15 protein-coding genes are annotated in these 12645 nt (G+C 60.5%); 9 read left to right on the top strand and 6 right to left on the bottom strand.

Features of this window, described 5'->3' with window-relative positions:
* Nucleotides 1–425 precede the first annotated feature (425 nt).
* On the bottom strand, nt 426–1514 hold the full coding sequence (locus tag PA598K_RS18225; protein ID WP_128658335.1) for an asparaginase: 1089 nt from the start codon (nt 1512–1514) through the stop codon (nt 426–428).
* A gap of 175 nt (nt 1515–1689) precedes the next feature.
* Between PA598K_RS18225 and PA598K_RS18220 the strand changes: the two genes are divergently transcribed.
* The 3 genes from PA598K_RS18220 (at nt 1690) to PA598K_RS18210 (ending at nt 3755) form a co-directional block, all read left to right on the top strand.
* A complete protein-coding gene (locus PA598K_RS18220) occupies nt 1690–2178 on the top strand; it encodes a YtxH domain-containing protein (RefSeq protein ID WP_185602084.1) in 489 nt (162 codons plus the stop codon).
* 42 nt (nt 2179–2220) lie between these two features.
* Nucleotides 2221–2427, top strand: coding sequence for a hypothetical protein (locus PA598K_RS18215; protein WP_128658333.1), 207 nt, complete (start codon nt 2221–2223; stop codon nt 2425–2427).
* 101 nt (nt 2428–2528) lie between these two features.
* Nucleotides 2529–3755: an NAD(P)/FAD-dependent oxidoreductase gene (locus PA598K_RS18210; RefSeq protein WP_128658332.1), complete on the top strand. Its 1227-nt coding sequence runs from the start codon at nt 2529–2531 to the stop codon at nt 3753–3755.
* A gap of 148 nt (nt 3756–3903) precedes the next feature.
* Here the strand turns inward: PA598K_RS18210 and PA598K_RS18205 are convergent, their stop codons facing one another.
* The gene (locus PA598K_RS18205; RefSeq protein ID WP_128658331.1) at nt 3904–4449 is read right to left on the bottom strand and encodes a general stress protein; all 546 of its coding nucleotides are present in this window, start codon (nt 4447–4449) and stop codon (nt 3904–3906) included.
* A 43-nt stretch (nt 4450–4492) separates the two neighbouring features.
* Nucleotides 4493–4651 carry a hypothetical protein gene (locus tag PA598K_RS36310; RefSeq protein ID WP_185602083.1) on the bottom strand — a complete coding sequence of 53 codons (159 nt, stop codon included), beginning with the start codon at nt 4649–4651 and terminating at the stop codon, nt 4493–4495.
* Between the two features lie 233 nt (nt 4652–4884).
* On the opposite strand from PA598K_RS36310, the gene PA598K_RS18200 reads away from it, so the two are divergent.
* From PA598K_RS18200 to PA598K_RS18185, 4 genes are all read left to right on the top strand, one after another.
* Nucleotides 4885–5211 carry an STAS domain-containing protein gene (locus tag PA598K_RS18200; protein WP_128658330.1) on the top strand — a complete coding sequence of 109 codons (327 nt, stop codon included), beginning with the start codon at nt 4885–4887 and terminating at the stop codon, nt 5209–5211.
* A 45-nt stretch (nt 5212–5256) separates the two neighbouring features.
* A complete protein-coding gene (rsbW, locus tag PA598K_RS18195; RefSeq protein WP_128658339.1) occupies nt 5257–5742 on the top strand; it encodes an anti-sigma B factor RsbW in 486 nt (161 codons plus the stop codon).
* Complete coding sequence (locus tag PA598K_RS18190) at nt 5739–6503, top strand: sigma-70 family RNA polymerase sigma factor (protein WP_128658329.1); 765 nt, start codon at nt 5739–5741, stop codon at nt 6501–6503. The genes rsbW and PA598K_RS18190 overlap by 4 nt, the downstream gene beginning before the upstream one ends.
* Nucleotides 6504–6577: 74 nt before the next feature.
* The gene (locus tag PA598K_RS18185) at nt 6578–7810 is read left to right on the top strand and encodes a magnesium transporter CorA family protein (RefSeq protein WP_128658328.1); all 1233 of its coding nucleotides are present in this window, start codon (nt 6578–6580) and stop codon (nt 7808–7810) included.
* Nucleotides 7811–8073: 263 nt separating this feature from the next.
* On the opposite strand, the gene PA598K_RS18180 is transcribed toward PA598K_RS18185, so the two are convergent.
* Nucleotides 8074–9276, bottom strand: a complete 1203-nt coding sequence (locus PA598K_RS18180) for a PP2C family protein-serine/threonine phosphatase (protein ID WP_260405481.1) — start codon at nt 9274–9276, stop codon at nt 8074–8076.
* A gap of 15 nt (nt 9277–9291) precedes the next feature.
* Nucleotides 9292–9888, bottom strand: a complete 597-nt coding sequence (locus PA598K_RS18175; RefSeq protein WP_128658327.1) for a DUF948 domain-containing protein — start codon at nt 9886–9888, stop codon at nt 9292–9294.
* Between the two features lie 384 nt (nt 9889–10272).
* Between PA598K_RS18175 and PA598K_RS18170 the strand changes: the two genes are divergently transcribed.
* On the top strand, nt 10273–10434 hold the full coding sequence (locus PA598K_RS18170) for a DUF1328 domain-containing protein (protein WP_128658326.1): 162 nt from the start codon (nt 10273–10275) through the stop codon (nt 10432–10434).
* A gap of 137 nt (nt 10435–10571) precedes the next feature.
* On the opposite strand, the gene PA598K_RS18165 is transcribed toward PA598K_RS18170, so the two are convergent.
* Nucleotides 10572–11543: a Gfo/Idh/MocA family protein gene (locus PA598K_RS18165; RefSeq protein WP_128658325.1), complete on the bottom strand. Its 972-nt coding sequence runs from the start codon at nt 11541–11543 to the stop codon at nt 10572–10574.
* Nucleotides 11544–11676: 133 nt separating this feature from the next.
* On the opposite strand from PA598K_RS18165, the gene PA598K_RS18160 reads away from it, so the two are divergent.
* On the top strand, nt 11677–12645 hold a 969-nt coding region (locus PA598K_RS18160), incomplete at its 3' end, for an NAD(P)H-hydrate epimerase (protein WP_128658324.1).

Raw genomic sequence — 12645 nt, 5'->3', positions numbered from 1 at the left:
CGGGCGTATCGCCCTCGCTAAGCGCAACATTAAGCGCAACTAAAACCGGGGCGTATCGTCCTCGATAGCGCAGTAACTCATATATTGCTCCCTCATTACCGTACTACTCTCACATTTTTAGCCCAAACGAGGCTGGTTAGAAATACATGTAAGAGTAAAAGTACACTAATTTTCGGCGAAACGAGGTGGAAACAAGTATATAAATGCAAATCCGCACTTAAATGAGGCGGATTCGGCTGACGGCGTGCCTTTTCCCAAAAACAACTGCACTTTTGCATTAAAATCCCGATTGTACGGGCTTTGGAGCATAATTAGAGGTATTATTGCAGTTAAGCAATGCCAGCCCCTCTCCTCGTGACGATGATCGGTAATGCTGATTGGAACGTTAGTTCAGGAGCGAGCTACTACGCCTGGTCGGAGGGCCGTCACGCCAGGTCAGAGGAACGTCTGCGGAAACGCGGCCCCTCGCCATAGGACAGGCGGACGACCGGCTCGATCCGTCCGACTGCCGCGCCTGCATCGCTATGCACGATGGTGTGATGCGACGCATCGACCCGGGCTGCCAGCGCCAGCAGCTCTTCGGCAGCGCCTGCGCCGTGCCGCGAGGCCACGAGCGAGCGCAGCAGAGCGGCGACGACCGTTGGCATTGCCGCCTCGGAGCCGTCCAGCAGCTTGACCGCGAGGCCGAGCCGCAGCTGCGGCAGCCCAATAGCGAACACGCCCTCGGCACCGCTCTTGGCCAACACGCCGCCCGCCAGCAAGGTCGTCGCCAGCCTCCCCTCCCCTTCGACGAGCGCAGGCTGGGCGAGCATCGCAGCCGTCGTCCGGACTGTCGCCTGCCGCACCGCATCATCCAGGCCGCCTGGCGGCGCTGCCAGGCGGGCGTAGATTAGCGCGATCCGCCAGATCGGCAGCGCAAATACGGGGAAGCCGCAGCCGTCCGTAGCTCGTTCGACACGCTTCTCCTCCTCGCCGGACAACGCCGCGAGGCGCTTCAGAATCTCCTGCTGCAGCGGATGCTCCGGCTGCGTATAGCCGCGCCGAGGCCAGCCCGCCATATCGCAAAGCGCCAGCAGCCCGAGATGCTTGCCCGCGCAGTTGTGATAGATGCGGCGGCGCTCGCCGTCAGCGCGCAGCAGCCGCTCACGCGGCGCCTCGCCAAGCATCAGCGTCTCCGGCAGCGCCAGCTCCGACTCGGCGATGCCCGATGTCGCGAGCATCCGCTCGAGCACGGCGATATGCGATTCGTCTCCCCGATGCGACGCCGTCATGAGCGCCAGTTCCTCCTCTCCCCAACCGTACTGTTCCAGGACGCCCCGCATGACGGCAGGCAACGCCTGCACAGGCTTGGCCGCCGATCGCATATAGGTGCATGCTCCGGGATCGCCGGCCCACGCCAGCAGCCGTCCATCCGCATCGACGACCGCCGCATGCCCGATATGGCTATTCTCGATTAGATGACCCCGCCATACCTGTGCCAGCGGGATCGCCCGCATCTGCTGTTCCCTCTCCATCCCAATCCCCGCCCTTCGCCAGTTTTCTTCATTGTATTCCAATCCCCACGATAATAATCACTGCCCGCCTGACACAGACCAAAGTTTCAACGTATGACTAACGGGTTAAAAATAGTTCAAGCCGGGCCAATGAAAGGCCCCACCAACGAACATACTATTAAAGGAGATGATCCTCATGGAAAACCATGAAACAAACGCAAAATCGACGAACGGAACTGCGCTGAAAAGCGCGCTTATCGGCGCATTGATCGGCGCAGCCGCTGCGCTCCTGCTGGCTCCCAAATCGGGCCGCGAGCTGCGTCAGGACCTGAAGGTCAAAGCGGAAGGCGCCGGAGAGGTGCTGAAAACGCAAGCCAGCTCGCTGGCCGAATCGGCCACCACAGCAGCTCAAGCTGTCGGCGAGCAAGCTTCGATACTGGCCAGCAAGGTCCAGGATCTGGCTACTGCAGCCCGCTCGAAGGCATCGTCGACCGCGAGTCTGGCCCACGAAGCTGTCGACACGGCAGCCACCAAGGCCAAGGAAGCAGCTACCGTAATCGGCATTCGAGGCAAGGAAACCGCCGAGGCGGCAGCCGAGCGTGCGCATGAAGCAGTCGATGCCGCAGAAGAGACGGTAAAGGATGCGTCGACCTCGCTGAACAACGCCGCTTCCAATCATAAGTAAGCTACCGCCGGACTTTGGTGTCCGTCCCAAGGAGGGATAGCGATGGCAACTCCACATGAACCCCAACGATCCGAGCTCCCGAAGCAAGGCCAGGCGGGTACCCCGTCGAGGCCCGTGGATGAAGCGGAGAATGGCGTAATGACGCAGAACATGGAAGACGTGCAACGGCTTGGCCGCGATATGGAGCAGATGCAGACCAATGCCGAGCTCGAGGAGGAAGGACTCGTCCCCGATCCGATACAGGATTAGGCGTACGTGCCTCCTCCGTCCCGAGATGCCGGAGCCCTGGGCTCCGGCATTTTTGGAGTCCGCAGGCAGAATGCCTACTCAACCCCAAAGGAGAAACGCGTATGGAGCATCATTATGGCCATCTATACTGGCCCACCACTCTGGAAGGCAAAACCGACTATCCTCCACTGGAGCAAAATCTGCGCTGCGACGTAGCGATCATCGGCGGCGGCATGTCCGGCGCGATCTGCGCCCACACGCTCGTGGAAGCCGGCTTGACGACCGTCATGCTGGAGCGCGACGAGGTATGCGGCGGCAGCACCTCCGCCAACACCGGCCTGCTGCAGTACGCCAATGATATCATGCTGCATGAGTTGGCCGAGCAAATCGGAGAAGCCGACGCAGCCGAGTTCTACAGCGCTTGCCGTATTGCGGTTCGCCAACTGCACAAGCTCGCCGCGCGCCTGCCGACAGAGGTCGAGTTCTATAACCGCAACAGCTTGTATTACGCCAGCAGCGAAGCAGACGTCGCCAAGCTGCAGCGGGAGTACGAGATGTTGCGCAAGCACGGCTTCCCCGTCGACTACTGGACAGACGAGCAGATCGCCGCCCATTATCCGTTTACCCGGCCCGCTGCCCTGCTCATGCACGGCGACGCCGAGGTGAACCCCTACCGCTTCGTACGCAGCATCACCGAGGACAACGTCAAGCATGGATTGAACGTCTACGAGGGTACCGAGGTGATCCGGCACCGCAGCGCAGATGGACGCCATCTCCTGGAGACGAAGTCGGGCGCTGTCGTCGATGCGGAACATGTCATCTATGCGATCGGCTATGAGCCGGAGGAGCTGCGGGGCCAACTGATCAAAGCGGATATCAACCGCTCCTATGCGGCCGTCACCGCGCCTCAAAAGCGCATCGATGATTGGCATGCGCGCAACATGATCTGGGAGACAGCGAGGCCGTATCTGTATATGCGCACAACGGCGGACGACCGGATCGTCGTCGGCGGTCTCGATGAGGATCAGGCGGAGCCGCTCGCAGACGACGAGGCCCGCGCCAGGCGCATCGCCAAGCTGGAGCGTGCGATCCGCGAGCTGTTCCCGATGATGGACAGCCCGATCGAATACGAATGGAGCGCCGCCTTCGGCGAGTCGCGCGACAATCTTCCCTTCATCGGCAGCGATCCTGCCTGGCCCGGCGTCTATTACTGCCTTGGCTACGGCGGCAACGGAACCGTCTACAGCATGCTGGCCGCAGGCATCGTACGCGACCTTATCCTGGGCAAGACGCCACATCCCGTCTCCCGCATTGTGCGTCTGGATCGGCCGTCATTGACGCGCGCTTGAGCCAGCAGACAGCCCCAGGAGCCCCCCCTCTGTCGGAGAGGCAGGCTTCTGGGGCTACACGCCTGCGCTGTCCTAGCAGCGGGGGACATGCCAAATGGCGGTGCCAGGGCGACCCCTGAGCACCGCCATCGCGACATCGCGGCGATCCTTAATGAATATCGACTGCGCCGGCGCTGCGGAACACCGCTTCGGCCTTATCCAGTCTACTGATGCCGCTGTCGGTCTTCTCCGCATCATCCTCCAAGTCGACGACGATGATCAGCGAGCCTTCACGGAGCGCTTCGCTGGCCAGGTCGGCCTCCTTGCTCCCCAGACCCAGCGTACGCAGCGTGTCGCGCATGCCGTCGCCGTCCTCGCGCCGGAAGCTGCGGCGGAACAATCCGCCGAAGAAGCCCACCCCAGCCGCAGGAGCAGCGCCATAGTTGGCGCCTGCCGCCATCGAGCCGCCGGGATTGCCGACGCCCATCGCTCCGGCAGCAAGCGGTACGCCGATGACGCGGCCATCGCCGCGGTCCTCGGCGATCTCCTGCACCTCTTCCGTCGGAATATTCGTTTCGGCTTCGATCCGATGCGTATGATCGCTATCGCGCGCCAGCACCTGCAGCTCGCTGCTCGCGAAGCCTTCACGCTCCAGCATTTCTACCGCTTCGATCGCTTGCTGCTCCAATTTGAATACACCCAGCTTCTTACCCATAGTTAACGCCTCCTCTATAATTAGGTAGATTGATCGCACTTTATCAGAACATCGGGAACACGTATTTCACCAAGAAATACAACGCGCCGAAAAAGATGATGATGTAGGCGGCGTACTTGATGAAGGTGGCGGCGACATGGCTCGAATCGCTGCGTTTCTCCACGTGCCGCTCCTCGACATCGATATGACGGTTCTGTTGCATTCTTATCGTCCCCTTTCGGTGATGGCTTGATTCGCCTCGTTGACCATCCTTACCCGGCTTCTCCCGCTCCAAAACAAGGGCAACAGCCAAATAAACGCCGTTTTCCTTCCTCTCAAAATCTTCCTCCGGCTTGATGTTTAAACGGCTAAGAGTATGGTTAATAATCATTTGAATGTAGGGTAACTATAAAAGTCTGGCAAAGGTACGTATTTCTAGAGTCAGGAGAGGAAAACATGAAACAACCGGATAAATTTCAACTGCGCACCGAAACCAAGGAAGGCAAATGCATCGTCTACGTCAGCGGCGAGCTTGATCTCGAAGTCGCGACGCAAATGCGTGCCGCTATGGCTCCCCTGGTCGAACTGACGGACCGCGAGCTGACTCTGAATCTTAGAGACCTGAAGTATATCGACAGTACCGGTATCGGCATTCTGCTCTCTGTCCTTAAAGCGAGAAATGCTCAGAACGCCCCATTTTCTGTCGAGGCCATCCCGCCTACCATTAAGAAGCTGTTCGACATGACCGGCATTACGCCGTTTTTCTCTCAGAAGATCGTATAGAACGGTTAGACCACAATGTTACAGAAGGGAACGAGGATGAACGCGATGAAAGCGACCGAAGAGATGGTTAGGCTACAAGTGCCGGCCACCGCAGAATATGTGGATCTGGTCCGGGTCACCTTATACGGAATCGCAGCGAAGATGGGTTTCTCCTACGAGGAGATCGAAGATATGAAGGTTGCGGTATCGGAGGCATGCAACAATGCGGTGCTCCACGCCTATGGCAATCCTGTCGGGGGCGATGCAACAGCTGCCTTGGACGAACAGCCCACGATGGAGATTCGCTTCGTCAAGAAAAACGATGCGTTGTCCATTGTCGTTAAGGACGAAGGCCAAAGCTTCGACGCGGTCGCCGCTGTTGGGGCGCCTCAAGCGTCACCGCTACTCGGCAAGTCGATCGGCGAGATCAATCCGGGAGGCCTTGGACTATATCTTATGCAGGCGTTAATGGATCAGGTGGAGGTGCACAGCGAAGCAGGTACTGAAGTCATCTTGACCAAACGCCTTGTCAGGAGTGAAGAGACGGCATGAGCACGCAACCGGCAGAATCCTCGCCCTTCGAGCCGGCGGCGCTGATCCTGGCCTATCAGGAGAACCCGACCAACGAAGCGGCGACACAGCTAATCGAATTCTATGAGCCTATGGTTCGAATGGCGGCCGGCAAAATCTCGAGAAACCGTCCCGACTTGTACGAAGATCTGTATCAGGTTGGACAGATGGCATTGCTTCGGTTATTCGGACAATACGATGCCACTGTAGGCGTTCAATTCGAGCCGTACGCCATGAAGAGCATCATCGGCCATATGAAAAACTATCTGCGGGATAAATCCTGGTACGTCCAGGTCCCAAGGCGGATCAAAGAAAAGGGCATCGTCGTCCAGCAAGCGATCGATCATCTGACGGTCCGGCTCGAGCGTTCGCCCAACGTCGACGAGATCGCCTCCTATCTTGAGCTGACTTATGAGGAGACGCTGGAGATCCTGGCAGGGCGAGATCTCTACCACTATGTATCGCTGGATACGCCGATCTCCGAGGAGGACAGCAACACCACCTTGGGCGAGCTGATCGGTTCGCAGGCCGACGACTTCGACACGGTCGACAAGAAGCTCGATCTGCAATCGGCGATGGCTAAGCTGAAGCCCGAAGAGCAGCAGGTGCTGTTGTTGGTGTTCGATGAGGGACTGCCGCAGCGCACGATCGCAGACCAGCTCGGCGTCTCGCAGATGAGCATCTCGCGCATTCAGAAGCGAGCGATCGACAAGCTAAAGCAGCTGTTGACAGAAGCGGAATAATAAGCTAATCTAGGCACCTTAAGTCCACTCAGGACGGGAAGGGTGCCTTTTATTCTGGATGCGGAGGGAACAAGATGACGATTCGCCACCTGCGATATCCCGGCTGGGCGTGGTATGTGCTGCTCCCCTCCCTCGACCTGTCGGCGGACGCTTATGTGCGCCGCGAGCTGCCGATGCTCGCAGGCTGGCTGGCTTCGACAAGCGATCGCAAGGTCAATCATATCGCGGTATCCGAGCTGCTGGAGGGAGAACCGGCGATTCACGGCACGCTGATGATCGAGCAGCCGGGCCTGCGGGCGCAGACATCGCCGCTGCACTTCTGGACCGACCGTCGAACGCTGGTCCTGCTCCCGCCCGATGCAGCCCTCGTATCGCTGCTGCAGCTGCCCCCGTGGCAGAGTCGGATCGAGCGCTGCGACAGTGCGCCCGAGGCGCTGTTCGTGCTACTGCAAGCGTTGCTCGACGAGTTCCACGACGGGCTGGATCTGTTCGAGCAACGGCTCAGTGGCCTGGAGCAAGCGATGCAATCGCGCAATCGGGCAGACCTGCTCGATGAGATCTTCGATCGGCGCTACGAGCTGCTGCACCGCAATCATCTGTTCATGCCGATCCGCGAGATCGAAGGGGCGGCGCGCGAGGCGTTCCTCGAGACGATCGCAGGGACAGAACCGGCGCAGCGGCTGCAGCACCGCATCGAGCGGATCGAGGCGCTCATGCAGCATTACAGCGCCGAGATCGATACGCTCATCTCGATGGACGATGCGATCGCCAGCTTCCGGGGCAATGACATCATGAAGACGCTGACGATCTTCACCGCTCTCTTCACCCCGGCGACCGTCGCTGGCGCATTATGGGGCATGAACTTCCGGCGCATCCCCTGGTCGGCGGAGCCGATCGGCTTCCTGCTCATCTGCGCCGTCGTCACGGCCTTCACGCTGGCGATCTATATCTGGCTGTGGCGCAAGGGCTGGACGGGCGATCTGCTGCTAAGTCGTCGGCGGCGGCGCACCTCAGAGGCGCGGCAGCGCTCGCGCCAGTTGCCGTCTGGGCGCATGGTAGAGAGGTCGCGCAAGGCGGTCGCGCAAGGCGAGAGAGACGCTCCTCGCCGGGCAGATGCGTCGCGCCAGGCGAATGCTTCGCGCGAGACTGACGCTTCACGCCGGGCAGACGCGTGGCGCGAGAATGACGCTTCTCGCAGGGCAGACGCGTGGTGCGAGACTGACCCTTCACGCCGGACAGACACTTCGCGCCTGGAGGAGCAGCCTCTTCCCTCCCGCTTGTCGCGTCACCGCCGCGGCAGACGCTGAGGCTTGCATCCTTGCTCCTTTGCTCCTTTCACGGGCTGTGGAGCATAAATAGAGGTATTATTGCAGTTAAGCAATGGCCCAGCGAGGTAGCGACCGAGACCGCATGAGAACCGCTCCTATTCATCTTCTTATTTCACAACAAAGGGCTGCCGCTTCAGTCACCTCAGTGACCGGAGCAGCAGCCCTTGCCTCGCTTTTCTCTCTCCATGAACGCCTATCTGTTTGCGCTCAGTTGCTCTGTCCGGCTATTCCCAAGGCTTGTCCTACTTGAGATTCACCCAGACGAGGCAACGATCGTCGGCACGGTCCGAAGGGAGCTCCTCCTTGAAATACTGCGCCTCCCACTGCGCGATCGCCTCCGGCCCGGCTGTCGCCGCCAATTGCTCATACAGCCGGTCCAGCTTCTCGTCATCCGGCGCCTCCACCATCTCCAGGATGCCGTCCGTCACCATAACGATGCGGTCGCCCTGGGCGATCGGCACCGTACGCTTCTGGATCTCGATGTCCTCGAACAGCCCAATCGCCGAGCAGCCTCCCTCCAGCCGGACCGACGGTTGACCGTCGCGGCGCAGCAACACGCCCGCCGGATGGCCCGCATTGACATAGTCGACGACGCCCTTCTCGAGATCGACGACCAGGTAGATGCCGGTATAGTAGTACTGGATGAGCTGGTCCGTAAATTGCAGCTGCATCGCCCGGCGATTGAGCTCGCGGACGACCCGCTTCGGATCGACCAGCTTGATCATCGCATCCTTCAATACCGAAGCGATGAACATACAGACGAGCGAGGACGAGATGCCATGCCCCATCGCATCGATGACGGCCACGCCATAGCGATGCTCGTCAATCCGATGCCAGGCGTAGAGATCCCCCGCCAGCTCCTCAGACGGGGAAAATAGCGAACCGATCTCGATCCCGCTCTCCGAGATCGGCTGCGGCAGCACCGCCGATTGCACTTCCTTGGCGAGCAGCAGCTCCTCATGCAATCGGCGATCTCGCTCATTATGCCAATCCTTCTCTTCCTTCAAGCGCAGCGCCACCCGGATACGCGCCAGCAGCTCAATCTTGTTGATCGGCTTGGTGACATAATCGCTCGCGCCAGCGTCGAGCGCTTCAGCCAGCTTCTTGGAGTCGCCGATCGCTGTCACCATGATGATCGGGATATCCCGCAGCCGCTCCGAGCTTTGCATCGCCCGGCAAGCGGCGATCCCGTCGATCTTGGGCATCATCATATCCAGCAGGATCAGGTCGAAGCCGTGGTCGTTCAACACATGGCCTTCCGGCTCCTCGCCGGTCTCCGTCAGCCCGACCAGCTCGAAGAGCTCCATCCCGGAGCTCGCCGAGTGCACGTTGCGGTAGCCTGCCCGCTTCAGCATTTCCTGTACGACCGTGACATTCATCGGGTTGTCATCGACGATCAGGATTTTCATTTTCCAGCTTTTCGAGAGTCGTTCCTGTCTGTCCATGCTTCGTCTCCTATTCTAGCTTAACCGTCTATTCAAGTTCGTGACCTGCTCCTGAGCGACCGGTTCCTGCTTGATCGATTCCTTGACGACAGTCTCGCTTGTAGCCGCGACCTGGGGAGCTGCGGCCCGATTGGTGCTTTTGAAGGCTTGCATCGCGTTTTGAACGCCGCGCGCCACCTTCACGCCGGTATCGAGCCAATCCAGCCATTTCATGTTGTTGGCCGGAGCAGGCTCCGCTGCCTTGGCCGCCGTGGCGCGATCGACCTGCGCTACCGCATGCTGCGATTTGCGTTTCAGACTGCCCACCCAACTTGTCGACACCTCGCGCGCCGCCGTCGTCACTTCATGCACCACCGTACCGACATCGCGCACCGAGGACATGAGCGGCTCCACCGCGCCGACCTGCGTATTGACCTGTGCGATCAGGTCGCGGACATTGCCGACGAGGCCTTCCACATCATCCTTTGAGGAGTGGATCAAGTCTCGAGCCTCCCGCAGCGTCTCGTTGGCCGTGTCGATCGAATGCTGGGCTTTGCGCAGCGTCTGAATGAGGAAGATCACCAGGGCAGCCACCGAGATGGCCATAATGAGGACACTGATTTCAATGATCATAAGTCATACCTCCATTTTCAGTCCGTTTACCGAACGCTTTGGTTTGCTTTGTATATCGTTACCCTTCGCTCATCTCGCTGAATCAGTCCGTGCCAAGCGAGATGAACGGGGCGCAAAAGCCGGACAGGCTATGAGGACGCCCTGCGGGGGAACCCTATGGGGAGCCCTATATAGAAGGGAAAGATTTGCCATTGCGGGATTCGATTCGCCGCTGTTTCAAGCGCTGCGTTCACGGTTAATTCACCACCAAGCGAGGTTGCAGCCGCCACACGGCACTAGCCCGAGCCTAGGCTCAGGAGAGCAGCGGCAGGCGGACGCAGTCCGGAATTTACCCGTGACCTTGACTTCTAAATTATATGATGTAGAAAGGGTGCGTGATGACTTATGTTGAGATGGGCAGCAATTTTCTTTATTATCGCGATCGTCGCGGCAATCTTCGGCTTCGGAGGCATTGTCGATGCCGCAGCCGGCGTAGCCAAGGTTCTGTTCTTCATCTTCCTGATCTTGTTCGTCGTATCGTTGATCACCGGTCGAAGATCGGTGTGACGGCCAGATCGTCATGAAGCTGCACCAAGTCCGGCCAAGCCGCTTCTCCCACGCTCCTCTGAAGGGGAAGCGAAACCTAACCGCAGCAGGTTTGCCCTGCTGCGGTTAGGTGTGTTGTGAGGGACAGATCGGAGCGCTCAGATGATGCGGACCGGCTGCTCGATCAAAGCCGAGCGATTGGCCGCAGCCGTCACCTGCTGCGTCCGCCAGGCGTCGCTATAGCTGGAGCGTATCGCCTCTGGATCGCCCGTTCGCACGGCATCGATGAAGATGCGGTTTTCGAGCGCATACGGATCCGTTATGTTTTTGTAGAGCGTCTTGCGATCCTGGGACACATGCGTCAGTCCCTGATGGTCGAGCTCGAGCATGCCCTCGCTGGCATATACCTGCAGCCCGACCGAGCCGGCATGCGGCGCCATGCAGGTGTTGGTCAGACTGGCGACCGCGCCGCTGGCCATCTTCAGCGTGAGCGCGCCGACGTCGGGCACCGTCACCCTCTCGTGCTGCTCATGCATCACGCGCTGCGCATAAGCCGCATACACCTCCGTCACCTCGCCCATCAGATAGCGCAGCAGGTCGACGAGATGCGTCGTCTGCTCCATCAGCTGTCCGCCCGAGCCTTCCTGCCGCCGCCACCAGTAGACGCCCGGCATGCCGCCGAGCCAACGTCCGATCGCCATGCCAGCCGTCTGGCCGGCGAGCAGCTCGCGAGCGCGCCCGGCGCTGTCCATATAACGGAAGTGATAACCGACCGAGGTGATCAGCCGGCGTGCCTGGACCTCCTCCAGCACTCGCGATGGCGTCTCCAGATCGACGCCGAGCGGCTTCTCGACGAAAAACGGAATGCCCGCCGCAGCGAGCGCCAGCTCGGCTTCGCCATGCGCAAACGGCGGTACGCATACATAAGCGGCATCCAGGCTGTCGCCGTTCAGCATATCCGTGACGGAGCCGTAAGCCGTTGCTCCGGGATACCGCGAAGCGAGGGCCTCCGCCTTGCCTGTGCTGGTGCCGCATACCGCGACGACGCGCACGTCTTCCATCGCCGCGAGCAGATCGCCGTGCTTGCTCGCAAATGAGCCTGTGCCGATAAGTCCAATCTTGATCGTCATACTGCTCCCCCTTAATTATGCTATTCTTAAGTATAGCAGACCCGGACGGAAATCCAAGAGGTCGTAGCGGGTCGTTTGCGCTCGCCGAGAAAGTGGTAATAGCGTGTAGAAGAACCATAAGGAGGGAAATCGGATGCGATTAGTGCAGTCGGAGGAGATGAGAAGGCTGGATCGCTATGTGATCGACCAGCTCGGCGTAGCGGTGGATGCGCTGATGGAAAACGCCGGTCGGGCGCTGGCAGAGCTGCTGATCAGGCTGCGGCGCGGCGAAGCGGAGGAGACGGGTCTGGTGCGAAGGATGCCCGGCTCGGCGGAGCTGACGGACGAGCTGAGGCAGCAGCTGCGCTCAGGCAAGCCGTGGGTCGTCCTGGCAGGCAAGGGCAACAACGGTGGCGACGGACTCGTCGCGGCCCGCCAGCTGCACGAATACGGCTTCCCGATCGAGATCGTGCTCGCGGAGGAGCCAGACCAGCTTAGTGCCGAATCGGCCAGACAGCTGCGCATCCTCCGGAGGCTAGGCATCTCCAGCTCAGTCTATCGCGCCGAGACGCTGACATGGCATGACTGGGGCGGCATCGTCGACGCGCTGCTCGGCACCGGGACGCGCGGAGCGCCCAAGGAGCCCTACGCCTCGATGATCCGGGAGGCGAACGCCAGCGGGCTGCCGATCATCGCAGCCGACGTGCCAAGCGGCATCGACAGCGATAGCGGACAAGCTGCCGAGCCCTGCATTCGCGCGGCGGCGACATTGACCTTTGCCCTGCCCAAGTGTGGGCTCGCCCAGCATCCCGGCGCCGACCGGGCCGGCAGCGTGCTCATCGCGCCTGTCGGCATCCCGCCGAGCCTGCTCGATGCGGCGGCCGGCAGCGAGGGGCCGATCATCCGGCCGACGTGGCTGGTGACGACAGAGCTGCTGCAGCGCGAGTTCGACGTCAATCCCCATCAGCCTCGGGAGGGCGATACGCACAAGGGCACGTACGGCCATGTGCTCGTCGCTGCCGGCACCCGGGCGATGAGCGGCGCCGGGCTGCTCTGCTGTCGGGCCGCGCTCCGCAGCGGCTGCGGACTCGTAACCTGGGCGCTGCCGGAGCGGCTGCTGGAT

Origin of the sequence: Paenibacillus sp. 598K, assembly GCF_003851045.1 — a bacterium.
In the GTDB taxonomy this organism is placed as follows: Bacteria; Bacillota; Bacilli; order Paenibacillales; family Paenibacillaceae; genus Paenibacillus_D.
The sequence above is the reverse complement of the archived record's forward strand: the minus strand, read 5'-3'. Positions and strand labels throughout refer to the sequence as shown.